Source organism: Streptomyces olivochromogenes, from assembly GCF_001514115.1.
Classification (GTDB): Bacteria; Actinomycetota; Actinomycetes; order Streptomycetales; family Streptomycetaceae; genus Streptomyces; species Streptomyces olivochromogenes.
Genome location: NZ_KQ948465.1, coordinates 81,562 through 102,466, shown reverse-complemented (window position 1 = coordinate 102,466; position 20,905 = coordinate 81,562). Strand labels below are relative to the sequence as shown.

The 20,905-nt window shown below is 68.6% G+C and carries 21 protein-coding genes; 9 read left to right on the top strand and 12 right to left on the bottom strand.

Translation table 11 applies throughout. From position 1 onward, the window contains the following. Positions 1-29 precede the first annotated feature (29 nt). Both AQJ27_RS33485 and thiC read right to left on the bottom strand, forming a co-directional pair. Positions 30-1,499 (bottom strand): VWA domain-containing protein, encoded by a 1,470-nt coding sequence (locus AQJ27_RS33485; protein ID WP_067376791.1) that lies wholly within the window; start codon positions 1,497-1,499, stop codon positions 30-32. 112 nt (positions 1,500-1,611) lie between these two features. Continuing rightward, positions 1,612-3,441, bottom strand: a complete 1,830-nt coding sequence (thiC, locus tag AQJ27_RS33480) for a phosphomethylpyrimidine synthase ThiC (RefSeq protein ID WP_067376788.1) — start codon at positions 3,439-3,441, stop codon at positions 1,612-1,614. A 241-nt stretch (positions 3,442-3,682) separates the two neighbouring features. Here thiC and AQJ27_RS33470 point away from each other — a divergent pair, with 241 nt between their 5' ends. Beyond that, a complete protein-coding gene (locus AQJ27_RS33470; RefSeq protein ID WP_079065433.1) occupies positions 3,683-5,275 on the top strand; it encodes a YibE/F family protein in 1,593 nt (530 codons plus the stop codon). Positions 5,276-5,338: 63 nt separating this feature from the next. Here the strand turns inward: AQJ27_RS33470 and AQJ27_RS33465 are convergent, their stop codons facing one another. From AQJ27_RS33465 to AQJ27_RS33450, 4 genes are all read right to left on the bottom strand, one after another. Beyond that, on the bottom strand, positions 5,339-5,776 hold the full coding sequence (locus tag AQJ27_RS33465) for an SsgA family sporulation/cell division regulator (protein WP_067376783.1): 438 nt from the start codon (positions 5,774-5,776) through the stop codon (positions 5,339-5,341). A 99-nt stretch (positions 5,777-5,875) separates the two neighbouring features. After that, positions 5,876-6,673, bottom strand: a complete 798-nt coding sequence (locus tag AQJ27_RS33460; RefSeq protein ID WP_079065449.1) for an IclR family transcriptional regulator — start codon at positions 6,671-6,673, stop codon at positions 5,876-5,878. 340 nt (positions 6,674-7,013) lie between these two features. After that, entirely contained in the window at positions 7,014-7,226 is a 213-nt protein-coding gene (locus AQJ27_RS33455) for a DUF5326 family protein (RefSeq protein WP_067376778.1), read from the bottom strand. A 165-nt stretch (positions 7,227-7,391) separates the two neighbouring features. Beyond that, positions 7,392-7,709, bottom strand: coding sequence for a cupin domain-containing protein (locus AQJ27_RS33450; protein ID WP_067376775.1), 318 nt, complete (start codon positions 7,707-7,709; stop codon positions 7,392-7,394). Between the two features lie 81 nt (positions 7,710-7,790). Here AQJ27_RS33450 and AQJ27_RS33445 point away from each other — a divergent pair, with 81 nt between their 5' ends. The 5 genes from AQJ27_RS33445 to AQJ27_RS33425 all read left to right on the top strand — a co-directional run bounded on the left by AQJ27_RS33445 (position 7,791) and on the right by AQJ27_RS33425 (position 11,590). Beyond that, positions 7,791-8,171, top strand: a complete 381-nt coding sequence (locus tag AQJ27_RS33445; RefSeq protein ID WP_054236467.1) for a phage holin family protein — start codon at positions 7,791-7,793, stop codon at positions 8,169-8,171. A gap of 9 nt (positions 8,172-8,180) precedes the next feature. Continuing rightward, positions 8,181-8,672 (top strand): low molecular weight protein-tyrosine-phosphatase, encoded by a 492-nt coding sequence (locus tag AQJ27_RS33440; protein WP_067376773.1) that lies wholly within the window; start codon positions 8,181-8,183, stop codon positions 8,670-8,672. Further along, positions 8,669-9,814 (top strand): cystathionine gamma-lyase, encoded by a 1,146-nt coding sequence (locus tag AQJ27_RS33435; RefSeq protein WP_067376770.1) that lies wholly within the window; start codon positions 8,669-8,671, stop codon positions 9,812-9,814. Before AQJ27_RS33440 ends, AQJ27_RS33435 begins: the two co-directional genes overlap by 4 nt. 249 nt (positions 9,815-10,063) lie before the next feature. After that, a complete protein-coding gene (locus tag AQJ27_RS33430; protein ID WP_067376767.1) occupies positions 10,064-10,969 on the top strand; it encodes a LysR family transcriptional regulator in 906 nt (301 codons plus the stop codon). 138 nt (positions 10,970-11,107) lie between these two features. Beyond that, positions 11,108-11,590, top strand: a complete 483-nt coding sequence (locus AQJ27_RS33425) for an NUDIX domain-containing protein (RefSeq protein WP_067376764.1) — start codon at positions 11,108-11,110, stop codon at positions 11,588-11,590. Positions 11,591-11,636: 46 nt separating this feature from the next. Here the strand turns inward: AQJ27_RS33425 and AQJ27_RS33420 are convergent, their stop codons facing one another. Further along, positions 11,637-13,424, bottom strand: a complete 1,788-nt coding sequence (locus AQJ27_RS33420) for a globin domain-containing protein (RefSeq protein WP_096240139.1) — start codon at positions 13,422-13,424, stop codon at positions 11,637-11,639. Between the two features lie 397 nt (positions 13,425-13,821). Next, positions 13,822-14,454, bottom strand: a complete 633-nt coding sequence (locus AQJ27_RS33415; RefSeq protein WP_067377195.1) for an HAD family hydrolase — start codon at positions 14,452-14,454, stop codon at positions 13,822-13,824. A gap of 182 nt (positions 14,455-14,636) precedes the next feature. Here AQJ27_RS33415 and AQJ27_RS33410 point away from each other — a divergent pair, with 182 nt between their 5' ends. Then, complete coding sequence (locus AQJ27_RS33410) at positions 14,637-15,524, top strand: GNAT family N-acetyltransferase (protein ID WP_079065431.1); 888 nt, start codon at positions 14,637-14,639, stop codon at positions 15,522-15,524. A gap of 109 nt (positions 15,525-15,633) precedes the next feature. Here the strand turns inward: AQJ27_RS33410 and AQJ27_RS33405 are convergent, their stop codons facing one another. Both AQJ27_RS33405 and AQJ27_RS33400 read right to left on the bottom strand, forming a co-directional pair. Further along, complete coding sequence (locus AQJ27_RS33405; RefSeq protein ID WP_067376756.1) at positions 15,634-16,059, bottom strand: GlcG/HbpS family heme-binding protein; 426 nt, start codon at positions 16,057-16,059, stop codon at positions 15,634-15,636. 87 nt (positions 16,060-16,146) lie between these two features. Next, positions 16,147-17,355: an MFS transporter gene (locus AQJ27_RS33400; protein WP_067376753.1), complete on the bottom strand. Its 1,209-nt coding sequence runs from the start codon at positions 17,353-17,355 to the stop codon at positions 16,147-16,149. A 141-nt stretch (positions 17,356-17,496) separates the two neighbouring features. On the opposite strand from AQJ27_RS33400, the gene AQJ27_RS33395 reads away from it, so the two are divergent. Further along, the gene (locus AQJ27_RS33395) at positions 17,497-17,955 is read left to right on the top strand and encodes a MarR family winged helix-turn-helix transcriptional regulator (protein ID WP_067376750.1); all 459 of its coding nucleotides are present in this window, start codon (positions 17,497-17,499) and stop codon (positions 17,953-17,955) included. A 71-nt stretch (positions 17,956-18,026) separates the two neighbouring features. After that, positions 18,027-18,479 (top strand): GNAT family N-acetyltransferase, encoded by a 453-nt coding sequence (locus AQJ27_RS33390; RefSeq protein WP_067376748.1) that lies wholly within the window; start codon positions 18,027-18,029, stop codon positions 18,477-18,479. A gap of 59 nt (positions 18,480-18,538) precedes the next feature. On the opposite strand, the gene AQJ27_RS33385 is transcribed toward AQJ27_RS33390, so the two are convergent. Further along, positions 18,539-19,924, bottom strand: a complete 1,386-nt coding sequence (locus tag AQJ27_RS33385) for a serine hydrolase domain-containing protein (RefSeq protein ID WP_067376745.1) — start codon at positions 19,922-19,924, stop codon at positions 18,539-18,541. A gap of 92 nt (positions 19,925-20,016) precedes the next feature. Beyond that, a partial coding sequence (dnaB, locus tag AQJ27_RS33380) for a replicative DNA helicase (protein ID WP_067376741.1) occupies positions 20,017-20,905 on the bottom strand: 889 nt, incomplete at its 5' end.

Here is a 20,905-nt window from a genome sequence, read left to right as displayed (position 1 = left end):
TCCCACTCGTACGGTGCCGGCGCGCCCCGTCAGATGATGCCGAGCCCCCGGGCCGCCGTCATCCAGGCCGGGAACTGGGATAGCAGCCGGTCGTACAACTCCGGGTCCGGTACGACGCTGATGTCGTCCACCGCGAAGAACCCCACGTTGTCGACGCGCCGACCGGGCAGCGTGTCGAACCGCTCCAGTACGCCGTAGTTCGACCGTCCCAGGCCCACGAACTGCCAGAAGATCGGCTCCTCCACCGCGTCCCTCAGCTCCTGCTCGATCGCCTTGTTCCGATAGACACCGCCGTCGGAGAAGAACAACACCAGCGTGGGATCGACAGCCGGGTGCTCTCGTACATACGTGCGCACCTCGGCGATCGCCTTCTGCTCCTCGTTCTGGATGCCGACCGACCGCATGTCCACCTGCCCCGGCAGCAGGCCCTTCCGCGGTTTGTTGCTCCGCCGGAACAGGCTCAGCTCACCGACCCGGACATGGAGCTCCAGCCACTCGGGCAGCTCGCCCAGACTGAGGTCCGGCAGCCGGGCGGCATGGGAGGCGAACGTCCACGCCTGCATCACCCCGTCGTCATCCAGTTGCGCCGCCACCGCGGCCATCCGCTCCACCACGTCGGCCACGACACCCTTCGAGTACAGGAACGACATGGAGCCGGAGGCGTCGAGGATCAACACGACGCGCGCCGTGACCCCCTCCGCACCGTGCTTCCGCAGGCTGACCGCCACCTGCTCCTTACGCAACGAGAGCCGCTTGCGCATGTCCACCGGCAACCGTTCCTCGCCCTTGCTGAGACGCGGGGAGGAAGCCGGGGGTGCCGGGGGTGCCGGGGGTGCCGGGGGTGCCGGCGGGGCGCCCGCAGCGGTGGGAGCGGCCGTCCGCGAGCCCGTCGGCGGGAGCGCGGGCGAGACCGCCGCTGTGCCCCTGGGCGAAACCGACGGCTCCGGCCCGGACGTACCGGCCCCGTCGGACTCCACGCTGATACCGAAGTCGGTGGCGAGACCGGCCAGCCCGGACGCGTACCCCTGCCCGACCGCCCGGAACTTCCACTGACCTCCCCGCAGATACAGCTCGCCCCCGATGAATGCCGTCTCCGTCGTGGCCTCCATCTCGAAGCGCGCGATCTCCTGCTGGGTCCCGGCATCGAGCATCCGCAGCGTCAGTCCGGACAGCCCGCCGAAGGTGCCGCCATCGGCCGAGGCGCACAGGACGACCCGCTCGATCTCCGGTTCCAGGGCACGCAGGTCCACCTCGACGGTGTCCGTCGTGGCAGCACCGTCCCGCTGCTTCCCGAGATGCCGTACGGCGCCGGAGGCGTGCTGCGGCTGGTTGTAGAAGACGAAGTCCCCGTCGTCCCGCACGCGTCCGCCCGGGCCGAGCAGCAGCGCCGAGGCATCCGCGTCCGGCGCACCGGCCCCTCCTCTCCAGCCGAGCACGGCCCGCACCGCCCCGGCGGCGACGGGAAGGTTGGCGCCCTTGCTCATGGATGTCGATGTCATGGGCCCAGTCTGCCGAGAGAACCCGGCCCGGGAGCCGTTCGTTGCGCCTGATGTACGCCGCGAACGGCCCCGGGCACGACTGCGCGTGCGTGCGGCTCAGTCCGCGAGCGCCTCAGTCCGCGAGTGGCAGATAGACCCGGTTGCCCGCGGCGGCGAACTCCCTGGACTTCTGCAGCATCCCCTCGGCGACCTCTTCAGCCGACGCCCCCGCGGCCGCCGTACCGCCGAACTGCTCCGTGATGCTCTGGCTGATCTTCATCGAGCAGAACTTCGGGCCGCACATGGAGCAGAAGTGCGCCGTCTTGGCGGGTTCGGCGGGCAGGGTCTCGTCGTGGAACTCCCGTGCCGTGTCCGGGTCGAGGGCGAGGTTGAACTGGTCCTCCCACCGGAACTCGAAGCGGGCGTCGGACAGTGCGTCGTCCCATTCCTGCGCACCTGGGTGCCCCTTGGCGAGGTCGGCTGCGTGGGCGGCGATCTTGTAGGTGATGACGCCGGTCTTGACGTCGTCACGATTGGGCAGGCCCAAGTGCTCCTTGGGCGTGACGTAGCAGAGCATGGCCGTGCCCCACCAGGCGATCATCGCGGCACCGATGCCGGAGGTGATGTGGTCGTACGCCGGCGCGACGTCCGTCGTCAGCGGGCCGAGCGTATAGAACGGAGCTTCATCACAGATCTCCTGCTGAAGGTCGATGTTCTCCTTGATCTTGTGCATCGGGACGTGTCCCGGGCCCTCGATCATCGTCTGTACATGAAAACGCTTCGCGATCGTGTTGAGTTCCCCGAGCGTCCTCAACTCCGCGAACTGAGCCGCGTCGTTGGCGTCCGCGATCGACCCGGGCCGCAGCCCGTCGCCGAGCGAGTACGTGACGTCGTACGCCGCGAGGATCTCGCAGAGTTCCTCGAAGTTCTCGTAGAGGAACGATTCCTTGTGGTGCGCGAGGCACCAGGCCGCCATGATCGAGCCGCCGCGCGAGACGATGCCGGTCTTGCGGTTCGCGGTGAGCGGCACGTACGGCAGCCGCACGCCCGCGTGGACCGTCATGTAGTCCACACCCTGCTCGGCCTGCTCGATGACCGTGTCCTTGTAGATCTCCCAGGTCAGCTCCTCGGCGCGGCCGTCCACCTTCTCCAGAGCCTGGTAGAGCGGCACCGTGCCGATGGGGACGGGGGAGTTGCGCAGGACCCATTCCCGCGTGGTGTGGATATTGCGACCGGTGGACAGGTCCATGACCGTGTCCGCGCCCCAGCGCGTCGCCCAGGTCATCTTCTCGACCTCCTCCTCGATGGAGGAGGTGACGGCGGAGTTGCCGATGTTGGCGTTGACCTTCACCAGGAACCGCTTGCCGATGATCATCGGCTCGATCTCCGGGTGATTGACGTTCGCGGGCAGCACCGCGCGACCGGCGGCGATCTCCTCGCGTACGACCTCGGGGTCGACGTTCTCGCGGACCGCCACGAACTCCATCTCGGGCGTGATCTCGCCCCGCCGGGCGTACGCGAGCTGCGTGACCGCCTCTCCGGGACGACCTCGACGCGGCTGGCGCGGCCGCCCCGGGAAGACCGCGTCGAGGTTGCGCAGACCCCCGCGCGGCGAGGTGTGCTTGATTCCGTCGTCCTCGGGACGGACGGGACGGCCCGCATACTCCTCGGTGTCACCGCGGGCGATGATCCAGTTCTCGCGCAGCGGCGCGAGGCCCCTGCGTACGTCGGTGTCGACGATCGGATCGGTGTACGGGCCGGAGGTGTCGTACAGCGTGACGGACTGCCCGTTGGTGAGGTGCACTTGACGGACCGGCACCCGCAGATCGGGGCGCGAACCCCCGACGTATCCCTTGTGCCAGCCGATGGACTTCCCGGCCTCCCGCTGCTGTTCGCCCTCGGGCGCGGCAGGCACCCCGCCCATCTGGCTGGAGGCAGGCGTGCGTACGTCCTTGTTGGTCATGAGACCTACTCCCTACGCCGGCATTACCCGGTAACAGGTTCGGCGGTCGACGCAGCGGATTCCGTCTGCCGACGTTCCTTGTGGAACATCACTCGTTCCACGTGAAACATCGCTAAGACGGAGGTCAGCGCCCTCTCAGCCCGGTGCTCCGAGCTCCCGCGTGTGCAAAGGTGACTCCACGCTAGCGTCATATCTGGCGCGGTGAACAGAGGGCCCTCGCCGTTCTTGCGATGATCGGTCGGTGACCACAACGCAGCAGCCCCCGTTCCCGCCGTCCGAGCCGCCGCGCCGACGCGGTCCCGGAGACGGCTATGGACCCGGCTCCGGAGACGGCCGCGGACACGGGCCGGGCGGTGGCCCCGGCCCCGGTCCAGGAGTCGGGCATGGGCACGGACCGGGTGAGGGACACGGGCACGGCCCCGGTGGCGGACATGGGTCTGGGTCGGGGGACGGGCCTGGGAATGGACCTGGACCGGGGAATGGGCACGGCCCTGGGGACGGACACGGTCCTGGGAACGGGCACGGGTCCGGGCACTCGCACAGTCACAGCCATGGGCCCGCCACGCCCGTCTCCAAGCATCTGCGCAAGGTCATCGCGGCCATCCTGATCCCCTTCGCCGCCGCGGTCGTTGTGGGTCTCGCGGTGCTCTGGCCCGGTGGCGCCCCTTCCCATGAACGCACCGGCGTCGGCTTCGACCGGCAGACCCAGCAGGCCACGGTCACCAAGGTCGACAAGGTCAGCTGCAAGTCCGTGAACGCGTCGGGGGAGACTCCGACCGGCGACACATCCACCGCCGAGGGCTCCTCCGCGCAACAAGAGGCGACGGGCGACTGCAAAAAGGCGACGATCCGGATCGACACCGGCAAGGACAAGGGCCGTACGTTCACGGAGATCATCCAGCCTGACCAGTCACGGCAGTTGCACGAGGGCGAGAAGGTCGTGGCCGCGTACGAGCCCTCCGCGCCCAGGGACCTGCAGTACTCGGTCACCGATGTGAACCGGAAGTTCCCGATGGCGCTGCTCGCCGGGATCTTCGCGCTGGCCGTCGTGGTGGTGGGCCGGATGCGCGGGGTCATGGCACTGGTCGCACTGGCCATCAGCTTCGTGATCCTGACCTTCTTCATCCTGCCCGCGATCCTGCAGGGCTCGAATCCGCTGGTCGTGGCCGTGGTCGGGGCGAGCGCCATCATGCTGATCGCGCTCTACATGTGCCACGGCCTCTCGGCCCGTACGTCGGTGGCGGTGCTCGGCACCCTGCTCTCCCTGGTGCTGATCGGCATCCTCGGCTCGGAGTTCATCGGCTGGGCGGCGCTGACCGGCAACACGGACGACAACACCGGTCTGATCCACGGCCTGTATCCGTCCATCGACATGAGCGGTCTGCTGCTCGCGGGCGTCATCATCGGCTCGCTCGGTGTGCTCGACGATGTGACGGTGACGCAGACCTCGGCGGTCTGGGAGCTGCACGAGGCCAGCCCGACGATGGGCTGGCGCGATCTGTACCGTGCGGGCATCCGGATCGGCCGTGACCACATCGCATCGGTCGTCAACACACTCGTCCTGGCGTACGCGGGTGCCGCGCTTCCCCTGCTGCTGCTCTTCTCGATCGCGCAGAGCAGTGTGGGCACCGTCGCCAACAGCGAACTGGTCGCCGAAGAGATCGTGCGCACCCTGGTCGGCTCGATCGGCCTGGTCGCCTCGGTGCCGGTGACCACGCTGCTGGCCGCCCTGGTGGTCTCCGCGGACCGTCCGGCAGTCCCGGCCGCCGCCACGGAGCCTGTCGAGAGCAGGGCGCCGGCACGCGGCGGGAAGGGCCGTCGCCGCAAGCACTGAAGCCTCCCCCGCGCCCGCGTCACCGGTGAGGAAGCGTTACTCCGCTTGGAGGGTGCTGGGGCTTCAGCCCGCGCTCTGCTCCTCCGCCAGGATGCGGTCCAGCGCCTCGTCGAGATGGGCGTCGAAGTCCGCGAGGGAACGCTCCTGCCCCAGCGGCACCAGCTTGTCCGTGCGGTCGAGGAAGGCGACGAGCGGCGCCGCCCCGGACCGGAACAGCGCGTGATCGCCACCCACCTGGAGCCGGATCAGCACCTCACCGAACGCCTCCGGGTCGGCGGGCGCGATGTGCACATCCCCGTCACCGCACGGCCGTCCCACGCCGTCGATCAGCAACTCCCGCCCGAACGCCCAGGTCACGGGCGCGTCGCCGGGCAAGTGGAAGGTCAGCCGCACGGCATAGGGATCACAGGTCTCGTATCGCAGCTCCACCGGAATGCGGAAAGAGAGCTCCTCCGAAACGAGGAAGCTCATCATGACCTCTGCCTGGACCGACTCGCGCATCGCCTACCCCGTCGTTTGCCGTCGACTGGCCAGGAATCATCCCCCTGACTCTGCTGAAATATTGCTCAACGTACACAAGAGATCACAAGGAGTGAGTTTTCAGATGCTGATAGAGATCGAGAGTGTCCCCAGTAGTCTGCCGATCTCACCTTGCAATTGTCGTGCCGCAGGCAGCAGTCGATCGGCCTGGTGAAGAGGGAGAGAAATGGCCATTGCGGCGGCAGTTGTGCCGACCGTGATGGGAAGGGCCGCGCAGACCGTGCCCAGCGCGTACTCCTGGCGCTCGACGACGGGCTCCATCCGTCCCGTCCGCTCCAGCCGCCGCAGCAGACTGACGTTGTCACGCACCGTATAGGGAGTGATCGACTGCACGGGGTAGCGGTCGAGATGATCCCGACGGGCCTTCTCGTCGAGCTGGGACAGCAGACACTGGCCGATCGCATGGGCGTGTCCGGTCTCCCGGAAGTCCGCCCACTCCTCCACGGCCGGATTCCCTGGGGTGTCGGCGACGCACATGACCTCGATCTCGCCGTCACGGTAGACCGCGTAGTACACGGGCGCACCGACCGAATCGCGCCACTGGGCGAGCGTCTCGCTCACCGTGCTGCGACGTTTCTGCTGCGCTCCGCTGCTGCCCAACCGCTCGGCGGCCTCACCGAGGAAGAACAGCCCCTTGTCACGGCAGAGATAGCCCTCGTGGACCAGGGTCCGCAGCAGGTGGTAGGCCGTCGGCAGCGCGAGCCCGGCCTCCCTGGCGAGCTGCTTCGCGGGCGCCCCGTGCTCGCGCGCGGCAACGGCCTCCAGCAGGCGCATCGCCCGCTGCACGGAGCCGATCAGGGTCGTGGGATGCGGCTCCGGCGAGACGGCTTCCAGGGGAGGAGTGCGTGCCTCCGGCAGGGGGGTACGCGCCTCGGCGGGCGAGGTGCGCGGTTGGGTGGGCGGGAGACATGTCCCCGCGGAAGCGCTGGACCGCTGGAGGGGTGGGGCGGGTGATTGTGCGGGTGCGGTGTCAACCGTGGCCAAGGGGCACTCCCGAAGCGCGAGGGGAACCGCCCGTGCGGGGGGACACGGGAGGGGGCTGTGCGCTGCCCGCGGGGGTCGGCCCCGCGTGGAATTCCGGACTGTAACCGCCCATCACCGCACGCAGACGGCCTCGCCGGAAAACTTCCCTCGGCCGAGGGAACCTTGAGTTCCCTTTCCTGACCTGCCCGTTACCCGTTACTCACCCGGTTGTGTCTCACCAGCCGCTGCGCGACGACGAACTCGACATGAACTTCCGTACTACGTAGATCAATCCGCCGACGAGGGCGACGAAGATCAGGACCTTGAAAAGCAGGCCGATCAACACACTGAGCACGCTGACTATCACCGTGCCGAACACGACCAGAGCGATGACCGGCACCGCGATCCACTTCACCCACCACGGCATCCCGCCGAAGATCTCTCGCATCGCCCTTGTCCTTAGCCTCTCTACGCCCGTGGCCCCAAGTCCGGGACTCTGATTCCGGGTTCTGTGATGTCCTGCATTCGATGCTAGGGCCGCGAAGGGGCCGACGGGGGCCCCGCACCCCTTGTCCTCCCCTGACCGTTCCCCTAGGGAACCCTGAGGCCCCCGTCAGCTCTCGGGCGGAGAGAACACCACCAGAACGCGCAGGTCCTCGGTGACGTGGTGGAACTTGTGGGCGACCCCCGCGGGTACGTAGACGACGCTGCCGCGTGCGACCTGGGTGGTCTCCAGGCCGACCGTGATCGAAGCGCGGCCGCTCACGACGAAGTACACCTCGTCCTGCTGGTGCGGCTTCTGCGGGTCGGGCTCGCCCGCGTCGAGCGCATACAGGCCGACCGACATGTTCCGTTCGCGCAGAAACTGTAGGTAGGCGCCGTCGTTGGCGGCCCGTTCCGCCTCCAGTTCGTCCAGCCGGAATGCCTTCATCGCCCTCGTCCACTCCCGTGCTCCGAAAGCTGTGTCCACAGCCTTGCTCGCCAGTCGATCTCTTCTGCCACGATCAGACACATGAAGAATTTCGTAGTCAAGACGATCGCCAACGCGGGGGCCCTGGCCGTCGCGGTGTGGCTGCTCGACAAGATCACCCTGACAGGGACCAGCACCGGCAAGAAGGTCGGCACGCTGCTGGTGGTCGCCCTGGTCTTCGGTCTGGTGAACTTCCTGGTCAAGCCGGTGGTGAAGGTGCTGACCTTCCCGCTCTTCATTCTGACGCTCGGCCTGATCACCCTCGTGGTCAACGCCCTGATGCTGCTCCTCACCTCGTGGCTGGCCGGCAAGCTCGACCTCAGTTTCCATGTGGAGGGCTTCTGGACCGCCGTAGTGGGCGGCCTGATCATCTCGGTCGTGTCCTGGGCGCTCAATGTCGTGCTGCCCGACGGCGAGGACTGAGAGCGTCCGATGTCCTATCGCGTCTGTTTCGTCTGTACCGGCAACATCTGCCGCTCGCCGATGGCCGAGTCCGCCTTCCGTGCCCGCATAGAAGAAGCCGGACTCGACGGCCTGGTAGAGGTCGACAGCGCGGGCACGGGCGGCTGGCACGAGGGCGACGGTGCGGACTCGCGCACCGTCGCCGTCCTGGAGGCGGCCGGCTACGAGAGCGGCCATGCGGCCCGCCAGTTCCACGCCTCGTGGTTCTCCCGCCTCGACCTCGTGATCGCCCTCGACTCCGGCCACCTCACAGCCCTGCGTCAGCTCGCGCCCACTCCCGAGGACGCGGCGAAGGTCCGGCTGCTGCGGTCGTACGACCCCGACGCGGGCGACTACCTGGACGTTCCGGATCCGTATTACGGACCCATGGACGGCTTCGAGGAATGTCTTGAGATGGTGGAGGCGGCGAGCCCCGGACTGCTCGCCGCTGTACAGCAAGAACTGGAGGGACGGGCAGCATGACGTCAGGGGATTTCGTCACGGGAAGCGGCGACGGCACACGAGCGGTACGGGCGGGGCTGCCCGACCCCGTCAAATACGAGCCGACGCTTCCGGGCCCGGTCTTCGCCGCGCACTTCCATCTGCCGGGCGATCCGACCGGCCCGTACACCTACGGTCGTGACGAGAACCCGACCTGGACGCTCCTGGAGCGCGCCATCGGCGAGTTGGAGGCGCCCGGGCAGGACGGTGTCACGACGCTCGCCTTCCCCTCCGGGATGGCCGCCGTCTCGGCGGTGCTCTTCTCCCAGCTGAAGGCCGGAGACGTGGTGGTCCTGCCCGTCGACGGCTATCAGGTGCTGCCACTGGTGCGCGAGCAGCTCACCGCGTACGGCATCGAGGTACGCACCGCCCCGACCGGCGGCGACGCCCAGCTCGAGGTGCTCGACGGCGCGAAGCTGCTGTGGATCGAGACCCCGTCGAACCCGGGGCTCGACGTCTGCGACGTACGACGGCTTGTCGCGGCGGCCCACGCGCAGGGCACGCTCGTCGCGGTCGACAACACGCTGGCGACCCCGCTCGGGCAGCGCCCGCTGGAGCTGGGTGCCGACTTCTCGGTCGCCAGCGGCACCAAGATGCTCACCGGGCACGGCGACATCCTCCTCGGATACGTCACCGCGCTCGACGCCGACCTGATGGCGCCCGTGCGGCGCTGGCGGAAGATCGTCGGAGCGATTCCCGGCCCCATGGAGGCCTGGCTGGCCCATCGCTCCCTCGCCACCCTCCAGCTGCGTGCCGACCGGCAGAACGGCAACGCCCTGGTGATCGCCGAGGCGCTGCACGGCCGGCCCGAGGTGACCGGGCTGCGTTATCCGGGACTGCCCGACGACCCCTCGCACAAGATCGCCTCGCAGCAGATGCGGCGCTTCGGATGCGTGGTGTCCTTCACGCTGCCCACGCGCGCGCGTGCCGACCGTTTCCTCGACTCGCTGCGTCTGGTGGACGACGCGACGAGTTTCGGCGGGGTGCGGTCCACCGCCGAGCGGCGCGGCCGATGGGGCGGCGACGCGGTGCCGGAGGGCTTCATCCGTTTCTCGGCCGGCGCCGAGGACCCCGAGGACCTGGTAGCGGACGTACTGCGCGCGCTCGACGAATCCGCGGAGTGACCCCTCCCTGAACGACCGGTGAGTATCCTGCGGCATACATCCAGGCTGTCCGCTTGGTACCTCGCTACGCACGACGGACGGTCCGAGCCTCCCCCCTCGTGGCTCGGACCGTCCCGGTTCTGTGCGCGAAGAACCGCGCGAACAAGGCTAGTTGACTCTGTGTCAGTGTCCAATCACAGTAGCGACAGAGACCTATCGACTTATTTATAGTTGGGGCTCGGTCGGGGGTGCTGGGAGGGGAGGGGCACCATGGATTTGGCCCTGCTGCGCACATTTGTGACCGTGCATCGGGCCGGTTCCTTCACTCGCGCCGCCGCGCTGCTCGGTCTCTCTCAGCCTGCCGTCACCTCACAGATCCGCACGTTGGAGCGCCAGCTGGGGCGGCCGCTCTTTCTTCGTCAGGCCCGTGGGGTGACCCCCACGACGATCGGTGACGAGCTCGCCCACAAGGCCGCGCCGCATCTCGACGCCCTGATAGAGATCGCCGAGACCGGACTCGACGAGGACTCGTCACTGCGCACCCTGCATCTGGCCGGGCCACCGGAGTTCACCGCCGAGCGGGCGCTGCCCGCGCTCACGGAGCTGACGGGCGAGGACGGCCAGGGTTTCGCGCTGCGTGCCTCCTTCGGCAACGCCGAGGAGACACTGGAAGGGCTCGCCGCCGGACATCATGATCTGGCCATCACCACGGCCCGTCCCCGGGGCACCCTGCTCACCGCGACTCCGCTCTGCGACGAGGAGCACGTGCTGGTCGCCGCCCCGCGCTGGGCCGCCCGTGTAGGTGCCGGAAAGCTCCGCCGAAAGGGCTCGCCGGCCCTGGAGAACTTCCCCGTGGTCGAAGTGCACGAGTCGCTGCCGCTCGTCGCCCGCTACTGGGCATCCGTCTTCGACTCCCACCCGGCCACATCGGGCACCGTCGTCGTCCCCGATCTGCGCGCCGTGCTCGCCTGCGCCGCCACGGGCGCGGGCCTCGCGGTGCTGCCCCGGTATCTGTGCGCCGGAGCCCTGGAACGAGGTGAGGTGGTCGCGCTTCTCGACCCGGCGGTGCCTCCGCTGCGTACGTACTTCCTGGTGGTCCGCACCGGCACGCTGGCCATGCCGCACATCGCACGGGCGCACGACCGGCTGCTCCACGCCGCGGCCGACTGGTCCTGATGCCCCCGCGGGCCTCCCGTGACTCCCTAGGCCTCCCGGAGGGCTCCCTGAGCCTCCCAGGGGGCTTTCTGGGCCCTTCCTGAGTGCCTCGGGGCTCCGCGATGTTTCACGTGGAACCAGCCGGGCCACATTTCTCCCATGACCGTCCGACCCGTGGTCAAGCGCACCGCCCGCGCCGTCCTGCTCGATGGCAACGACCTGATCTTGATCAAGCGCACCAAACCCGGCGTCGATCCCTACTGGCTGACACCGGGTGGCGGGGTCGAACCGGAAGACACGACTGTCGTCGACGCACTCCATCGCGAGGTGCACGAGGAACTCGGCGCCAAGATCACCGATGTGGTGCCCTGCTTCGTCGACACCGTCGAGCACATCGGTGATGACGGCGGCGCCACCGGCGTGAAGGTGCAGCACTTCTTCGTCTGCCGACTGGAGTCCATGGATCCGTCCCAGCGGCACGGCCCCGAGGTGGACGAGCCCTGCGGCGAGTACGAGATCGTGCGGGTGCCGTTCACCCGGGTCGGCATCGCCTCCGTCCACCTCGTACCGCTGTCCCTGCGGCACTATCTCGACGGGAACATCGAAGGCGTGCGGGCGATGCACGCACCGGACCTGGGCTGAGGCTCTTCGGGCCGGGGTCGTGGCCCCGCCTGCCGGATGGGCCCGGTCAGTCCCCGGCCGCGACGAGTTCCTCGACCGAGTCGTGGCGTATGCGGTCCGACGGGATGCCCGCTTCCCTCAGAGCGTCCACCCCGCTGCGGATCATGCCGGGTGGCCCCGAGAGATAGGCGTCGTACTCGTTCCACGGGCCGTACTCGCGTACGGCGTCGGGCAGATGGAGATGCGCCCGCTGGTCGACGACCGGGCGCACGGCAAGCCAGGGGTGGCTCTGCTGCAGCCGCAGCATCGTGTCGATGTCGTACAGGTCGTGATCGGTGCGGGCACCGTAGAAGACCTCGACCGGCCGCCGCTCCCCATGCTCGGCTACGTCCTCGACCAGCGCCTTGATGGGCGCGATGCCGGTGCCGCCGCCGAGGCAGAGCAGTCCGCTGTCGGTGGTGTGGTCGACGGTCATCGATCCGGCCGGCGGCCCGAGCCGGATGATGTCACCGGGACGGGCACGGTGTACCAGCGCGTTGGAGACCCAGCCCGCCGGCACCGCCTTCACATGGAACGACAGCAGTCCGTCGGACCGGGGCGCCGAGGCGAAGGAGTAGTGCCGCCAGATACGCGGCCACCACGGCGTCTCCAGGCTTGTGTACTGCCCGGCGAGGAAGGGGTACGGCTGGTCGGGGCGGACCGTGATGACGGCGATGTCCGGCGTCCTGAGGTCGTGCGCGACGACTTCGGCGTACCACCAGGCGGGGGCGCGCAACTCGTCCACGGCCGCCGCGTCGATCATCACCTGGGAGATCGTCGTGTACGCGCGCACCCAGGCCGCCTCGGTCTCGGCGTCCCAGATCGCCGAGGCGAACCGGCTGAGCGAGCCGATGAGGCACTCACCGACGGCCGGGTAGTGCTCGGGCCGGGTGCCGTACTTACGGTGGCCACGGCCGAGGTTCTGCAGGTAATCGACGAGAACCGGGGTGTTGTCGATGTGTTCGGCGGCGGTCAGCAGCGCCTTGAGCAGTCGGTCTCGCTGGGTGTCCATCGCCGCGGGGAACAGCGACCGCAGATCCGGGTGGCGCACGAAGAGGAGTGCGTAGAAGTAAGAAGTGACCTTGTCGGCGACGGGGCCGACCTCGGTCATGGTCCGGCGGATGAGCACGGCGTCCGGAGACGGCTGCGGAGTGGGGGCGGACCTCTGGGCGGGCATCCGCGGCTCCGGGCCGGAGGGTCCCGGCTCGGGCAGCGGGGGCGCCTGAAGGGATACGGGAGGCTCGGGCGACCGCGGCCTGTCAAAGGGAGCGGGAGGTTCAGACAACCGCGGCCCGTCGAAGGGCACAGGAGGCTCGCGGAACCCCTGCTCCTGGACCGGGACGCGAGGCTCGGCAAGGCGCTGCCCCTGGGCGGGTACACGCGGCTGCGGGCCAGGGCCGGACTGCTCACGCCCGGGATCCGTCCACTCCCGTCCGAACACGGACTGCTCCGGGCCGGCATCGGACTGCGCAGGCCCGTGGTCGGGCCCGGCCGGACCTGACAACGGCCGAGCGGATGTGTGGGCGGGCTCCGGCTCTGGGCGTGGGACCTCAGTGGGTGCGGCCTGCTGGGAAGTCGGCTCTGCCTCCACGGCGGAGGATATTCGTTCCTGCTGTGTCGTCCCCCGACCCGCGGCGGGTCGGCCGACCGGGCGCATCGCTGCCAGACGGCGGCCGTCGGCGGGCTCTCTCTCCCCATCGGACGGCAGTGGTTCCTTGCGCGGCGTGAACCAGCCGCCCCCGCCATTGCCTCCGGAAGTGCCGTTGTCGGCCGACGTGGTGGTCGGAGCGTCCATGGTGTGCCTCGCCTCGAACATCTTTCGGTCGGTCTGCGCACTTCCGCGGTCGGAAGATGCCTACTTTCCCCCGTAGACGACTTGCTTTCCTGCCCCGTTCAGTCCCCACCGGCCAATGCGGCCACATTCAACCCGGATTCCCACTCTGTACGGACAAGTAAGGCGAGAATGTGACATTGGCCGCACTACTCTCACAGCAGCATCCCACTCCGAGTCAACACCCGGCCGCATAACGGAAAATACGGGTCTTCGATCTCTCCGTCCCGTTACGCTGCATTGGCCTGCGTTCGTGCCCCGCGAGACGTGCGTACATCACGATGGACGCGAACCGGAGTCGACCATACCGGCAGCCGCCCCACAAACAAGTACCCCCCGCCTTCCGCCCGAAGGGGCGGCGCCCCACTCTCAACTGCCTTAATTACAAGGCGCGTCGGACCAATTCATAGGCATCCCACAGGTCCCGCCCCACGTAGGAGTGCGTGGCGAGGCCTGCCAGATGCCGATCCGCATTGACCGCGACGGAGACCGGCACCGTCTCGAACAGGTCCTTGTCGGACAGCGAGTCGCCATAGGCGACACAATCGGCCCACGTCACCCCGAACTCTTCACAGAGCCGGTCCGCGATCTGCACCTTCGCCGCAGCGCTGAGAATGCCCGCGAGATCAACGGGCTCGCTGAACGGCAGAGCGGGAAAGCGAGAACCGTATGCCGCGTGCGCACCCCACGCCGTCAGTCGCTCGACGAAGAACGAGGGCGAGAGGGAGATGACGGCGCAGTAGTCGCCATTGCCTCTGATCTCCGCCCAGACGTCCTCGATGCCGGACAGCCACGGCGCGCCCTCGAAGGCCGCCGCCACATGTTCCTCCCTGAGATCCGCCCACAAGGCGTGCACCTGTGCGGCGTACTCCGGCGGACCGATCCGTCCTGCCGAGATCGCTTGGTCAAGCGCAACAGTCTCGGCCTCCAGACCGATCTGCCGTGAGATCTCCTGGGGCGCGGAACTCCCGTACATCAACGTTCCGTCAAGGTCGAAGAGATGAAGTCGTGGCATGGAAGCCGAGGCTAGCGGCCCAGGCACGCTTCGCTGTTTCACGTGAAACATCTGTCCGTGCGCTGTGGGAGGCGACGCTTCCTCCATGCCCGCACCTGACGCTTCCTCCATGCCCGCACCTAGGGCATGACATGACCAAAAGCGCATAGGTCCCTGGGCAAACAGGTGGACGTCAGGGGTGTATGTCAGACAGCCTGACCTGCGTGTCGACATCTTCCCCCGCCGCTTTGCCCATCCGCCGACTGACGCCTCGCGATCTCACCGCCTGCGCCGATTTGTCAGAGAACCGGGGGTGGCCCCGTGAGGAACACAAGTGGGGTCTGCTCCTCACCGCCGGGACGGGCTACGGCATCGACGACCCCGACGGCGGTCTCGTCACCGCCTGCGTCGTGACCGCGTACGGAACGCCGGAGAGGCTTGAACTGGGAGCGATCGGAATGGTGCTGGTCGCCGAGCGGCATGCCCGCCAGGGTGTCGGCCGACGCCTGATGCGGCATGTCGTGGCAGAGATGGGCACCACCCCGCTGACCCTGCACGCGACTCCTCTTGGCCGACCGCTCTACGAGGAGCTGGGCTTCAAGGTCACGGGCCGCGCCGAGTCGGTCCGTGGACACTTCGTCCCTGGCGGGCCGAACCCGAAGGTGGCCACGCGCCCGGCCACCGCCGAGGATCTCGCCACGATTCTTCGGCTCGACGCGGAGGTCTTCGGCTCCGACCGCACCCATGTGATCACGCGACTGCCCGCCTTCTCCGACCAGTTGCGTGTCGCCGTGGAGAACGGCCGGATCATCGGCTACGCGGCGGCCTGGCCCAACATGGCCACCCATGTGGTGGGTCCACTGATCGCCCGTGACACCGAAACGGCGAAGGCACTCATCGCCTCGCTCGCCGCCCACACCGACCGCCCTCTGCGCACGGACATCGACGTACGGCACGAAGATCTGCTGTCCTGGGCGAAGGACCACGGCCTGGAGTCCACGAGCTTCAACGCGGTGATGACGTACGGGATCTCGGAGTTGCCCGGGGACTGGACGCGACGCTTCGCTCCGCTCACGGTGGCAGCGGGCTGAGAGCCGCCGGGGTGCAGTCGCATCCACCGCCCGGAGAATCGCTCACCGCGTAGACAAGCGCCGGTCCCCGTCGTCTGTGGGGGACCGGCGCTTGTCTACGGGGGTGCGGTCAGACGAGCGTCTCCACCGCCGCGACGGCGAAGTCGTGGTCCTGGTCGGGCGCTCCGCCACCGACCCCGATCGCCCCGATCAGACGACCGTCGCGACGGACCGGAACACCGCCCGCGATGAACAGGAGCGGACGGTCGAGCGCGGTGGGCAGGGTGTGGAAGAGGCCGCCGGGCTGGACCGCATCGACCAGTTCCCTGGTGGCGGAGTCCAGCTGGAGGGCCGTGTAGGCCTTGCGCGTGCTGGTCTCGCCGGAAATCAGCACGGCGCGGTCGTCGCGCCGGAAGGCGAGCAGATGGCCGCCCGCGTCGAGAACGGTGACGCTGACCGTGACTCCGGCGGCCTCGGCGGCACGGCGGGCCGCAGAGACGAGAACCTCGGCGTCCTGGATGGTCAGCGGAGCAACGGCGACGGTGGTGGTGGTCATGAGGGACTTTCTCCTTGAGGTGCTGTTCGGGCGTGGCCGATCAGGGGGGTGGGCTCAGCCGTGAGGGGCCGGCTGCTACTCGGTGGCTCAGTGGTGGACGGCGGTCCGCTGCTCGAGGGACGCGCTTGAGGCGGCGACGGTGCCGGCGGCATCGGCTCGGCGCTCCAGGGCTGCCGAGACGACGGCAAGGACCAGAGCTCCCGCGGCGAGCGCCGCGCCGACCCAGTTGGGGGCGGTGTATCCGAGGCCGGCTGCGATGACGAGGCCACCGAGCCAGGCCGAAAGGGCGTTGCCGAGGTTGAAGGCACCGATGTTCACGGCCGAGGCCAGGGTGGGGGCACCGTGCGCCTGGTCGAGGACGCGCTTCTGCAGTGGCGGCACGGTCGCGAACCCGAGGGCGCCGATCAGCGCGATCGTGAGGGCCGCCAGGATCTTGTTGTGCACGGTCACCGTGAACAGGGCGAGCACGATGGCGAGGCCGCCCAGGGACACGTACAGCATCGGCATCAGGGCGCGGTCGGCGAACCTGCCTCCGATGAGGTTTCCGGCGACCATGCCGAGGCCGAAGAGGACCAGCAGCCAGGTGACGGAGGTGTCGGCGAAGCCGCCGACGTGGGTCATCATCGGCGCGATGTAAGTGATGGCCGCGAAGACACCTCCGAAGCCGAGCACGGTCATCGCCATGGCCAGCAGGACCTGGACGTTCTTGAAGGCGGCGAGTTCGTGGCGGAGATGTACGCCCTCGGGCTTCGGCATCTCGGGGACCAGCTTGGCGATACCGAGCAGACCGATCACTCCGAGCGCGGCGACTCCGGCGAAGGTGACCCGCCAGCCCGCGGACTGCCCGATCAACGTACCGAGGGGGACACCGACCACGTTGGCGATGGTGAGACCGCTGAACATCATGGCGATCGCACCGGCCTTCTTCTCCGGCGCGACAAGCTCGGCGGCGACGACCGATCCGATGCCGAAGAACGCGCCGTGGGCGAGAGAGGCGACGACTCGGCCCGCCAGCATCAGCCCGAAGGCCGGGGCGACGGCGGAGAGCAGGTTGCCGACGACGAACAACCCCATCAGCAGCATCAGCATCCGCTTGCGGGACACCTTCGTGCCGAGCGCGGTCATGATCGGGGCGCCGATCACCACGCCGAGGGCATAGCCGGTCACCAGCAGTCCGGCCGTGGGGATGGAGACACCGAAGTCACCGGCGACCTCAGGCAGCACACCCATGATCACGAACTCGGTGGTTCCGATTCCGAAGGCCCCGATCGCGAGGGCCAGAAGCGCGAGAGGCATGGTGGGGACACCTTCCCAAACGATTGCAGGAGCGCTTTGCGTGCGTTCACAATAGTTGCACACGCGGGCTAAGTGCAAGAGCGGACTATTGCGCTCGTGCTCTACCCTGGTGTCAGCTGCTCCGGGACGGAGGAACACGCCATGACAGCCACGGACCCCGCGCTCACCGCCCTTGCTCAGGGGTGGTGCGCCCTCTCCCTGCTGCACGGGAGGATCGAGGCCCACATCGAGCGCGCCCTGCAGGCCAAGCACGACCTCAGCGTGAGGGAGTACTCCCTGCTCGACGTGCTCAGCCGACAGCACGACGGCGAGGGTGGTCACTTGCAGATGAAGCAGGTCGCGGACGCGGTCGTGCTCAGTCAGAGCGCCACCACACGGCTCGTCACCCGGCTCGAGGACCGTGGTCTGCTTGCCCGCTATCTGTGCCCGACCGACCGCCGCGGCATCTACACGAATGTCAGCGAGGCCGGCCTCAAGCTCCTCGAAGAGGCACGGCCCACCAATGACACCGCCCTGCGCGAGGCGCTCGACGAAGCGGCCAAGTCCCCGGAACTGGCCCCACTGGTCCGCGTAGTGGAGTCGGCGAGCGTGTCCGCCTAGGCAGGGGACGCCCTCCTGCCCCCTCCCGGGCACCCACACAGCCCGTACAGGTGCCTGGATACGCTGTGGCCATGGGAGATCTTGAGATTCGACCGGCCGCTTCGGACGATGTCCCCGCCATCGTCGCGATGCTCGCCGATGACCCGCTCGGCGCCCAGCGGGAGTCCCCCGACGACCTGACCCCCTACCTGGCCGCGCTCGAGCGGCTGAGCGCCGACCCGAATCAGCACCTGGTGGTCGCGGTGCGCGAGGGACACGTCGTCGGCACCCTGCAGCTCACGGTCCTTCCCGGGCTGTCCCGCAAGGGGGCGACCCGCTCCCTCATCGAGGGCGTGCGCGTCCACTCCGACGAGCGGGGCAGTGGTCTCGGTACGCGGTTCATCGAGTGGGCGATCGAGGAATCCCGGCGCCAGGGGTGCCAGTTGGTCGAGCTGACCTCCGACGCCACCCGCACTGACGCCCACCGCTTCTACGAGCGGCTCGGCTTCACGGCCTCACACGTGGGCTTCAAGCTGGCGCTCTGAGCCCACCTGCGTACGCCGGGGGTCTGTTTCACGTGAAACAGACCCCCGTATGACAGCGGCTACCGAATCCCTCGCCAGCCCTCGGGGTCCACTCCACCCGGCACAGGAGCACCCTCGTCGTACGGCTGACGCGTGAAGACGAACGAACCGAGGTCGAGGTGGCTCAGGGACCCGTCCGGGCGCCGTACGGCCCGTAGCGGCTCCCCCGTGTAGTAGCCGTCGAGTCCCGTCCAGGTCCCGTCACCGTTCGCCCGGAAGCGCGACCCGCGGCCACCCCCTGCCAGCGGGCCCAGCTCGACCATGCCGTCGGCCCTCAGCCGAAGGGCGCACGCCTGGGTGCCCCAGTACCAGGGGCCGGCCAAGTCCAGGACGGACTGATCGACTTCGGCGGCCGGACGCCATGGCTCGGGAATGCGCGGCTCGGCCTCGGCGACGATCCGTACGAGATCGGTCGCCACGGTCAGCGCCCGCGGGCCGGAGGTGCAGTTGGACAGCACCACCGCCGCCACATCGTCCTCCACACCGATCACGAGCGCCGCAAGGAAGCCGGGCAGAGACCCCGAGTGACCCACCAGGATCCGGCCCGACCGATGCAGCACCTGCAGTCCCAGCCCGTAAGAGTCTCCCGAGGCGAGCTGGTCGGCTTCCAAGGGGGCCGCGGGCGTACGCATCTCCCGCAGGGACTCCGCGCTGAGCACCGCCGCGTGCCCCGTGGCCAGGAAGACGGCGAAGCGCGCCAAGTCCCCCGTGGTGGACCACAGTTGCCCGGCCGGAGCCATCCGGCCGAGGTCCTCGGCGGGCTCCGGCATCATGACGTCCGCCCACGGATGCACGGCCCAACCACCCGCATGGGGTGCCTGCGGCTGCCCACTCGTGCGGTCCAGGCCCAGCGGGTCGAGCACCTCGCGCCGCAGGGCCTCTTCCCAGGGGACTCCCCGCAGTTTCTCGATCAGTGCGCCCAGCAGGGTGTAGCCGGGGTTCGAGTAGTGATGCAGCCGCCCGGCCGGATGCAGGAAGGGCTGCTCACCGAGCACGTCGGAGAGCTCGGGGCGCAGTGAACCGGGTGTGCGTTCCCACCAGGGGCCGGGCGTCTCGGCCGCCAGCCCGGCGGTGTGCGCGAGGAGTTGGGCGATGGTGGCCTCCCCCGCGCCGGTGCCTGGAAGATGCTTCTCCAGCGGGTCGCCCAGGTCGAGCAGTCCCTCGTCGCGCAGCCGCAGCACCAGCACGGCCGTGAAGGTCTTGGTGATCGAACCGATCCGGTACTGCACGTTCTCGTCCGGTCCGTGCCCGTCCACCGAGGTGCGCGACCCGTGCCACACCGGCTCCCCGCCCCGGACGACCGCCGCGACCAGCGACGGTGCCCGCCCCTCGGCCTGAGCGGCGGCGATGCGGTGCAACAGAGCCCGGCGCGTGCCGGGAAGGAGCTTTTCCTGGGGTGTCGTCATGCCCTCAGTCCACCCGGCCCGGCACTGCACGTCGAGTGCATTTCCCCGAAGACCGGGCGCATGTCTTCCGTACCGCGCCCAGAGGGAGTGGATCAGGTCTGTGCCATATCCACGAAGCGCGAGTAGTGGCCCTGGAAGGCCACGGTGATCGTGGCCGTCGGGCCGTTACGGTGCTTGCCGACGATGATGTCCGCCTCGCCCGCGCGCGGTGACTCCTTCTCGTAGGCATCCTCGCGGTGCAGCAGGATCACCATGTCCGCGTCCTGCTCGATCGATCCGGATTCACGCAGGTCGGAGACCATGGGCTTCTTGTCGGTGCGCTGTTCGGGACCACGGTTGAGCTGCGACAGCGCGATCACCGGCAGCTCCAGCTCCTTGGCCAGCAGCTTCAGGTTTCGCGACATGTCGGAGACCTCCTGCTGTCGGCTCTCGGACCGCTTGCCGCCCGACTGCATCAGTTGCAGATAGTCGATGACGACGAGCTTCAGATCGGCGCGCTGCTTGAGGCGCCGGCACTTGGCGCGGATCTCCATCATGGACAGGTTCGGGGAGTCGTCGATGTAGAGCGGTGCGGCCGAGACGTCGGGCATCCGGCGCGCGAGCCGTGTCCAGTCCTCGTCGGTCATGGTGCCGGATCGCATGTGGTGCAGGGCCACGCGGGCTTCGGCTGACAGCAGGCGCATCGCGATCTCGTTGCGCCCCATTTCGAGCGAGAAGATCACGCTGGGCATGTTGTGCTTGATCGAACAGGCCCGCGCGAAGTCCAGCGCCAGCGTCGACTTACCCATGGCGGGACGAGCCGCGATGATGATCATCTGGCCCGGGTGCAGACCGTTCGTGAGCGAGTCGAGGTCGGTGAAGCCGGTCGGCACACCGGTCATCTCCCCCGACCGTGAACCGATCGCCTCGATCTCGTCGAGCGCGCCCTCCATGATGTCGCCCAGCGGCAGGTAGTCCTCGGTGGTGCGCTGCTCGGTGACC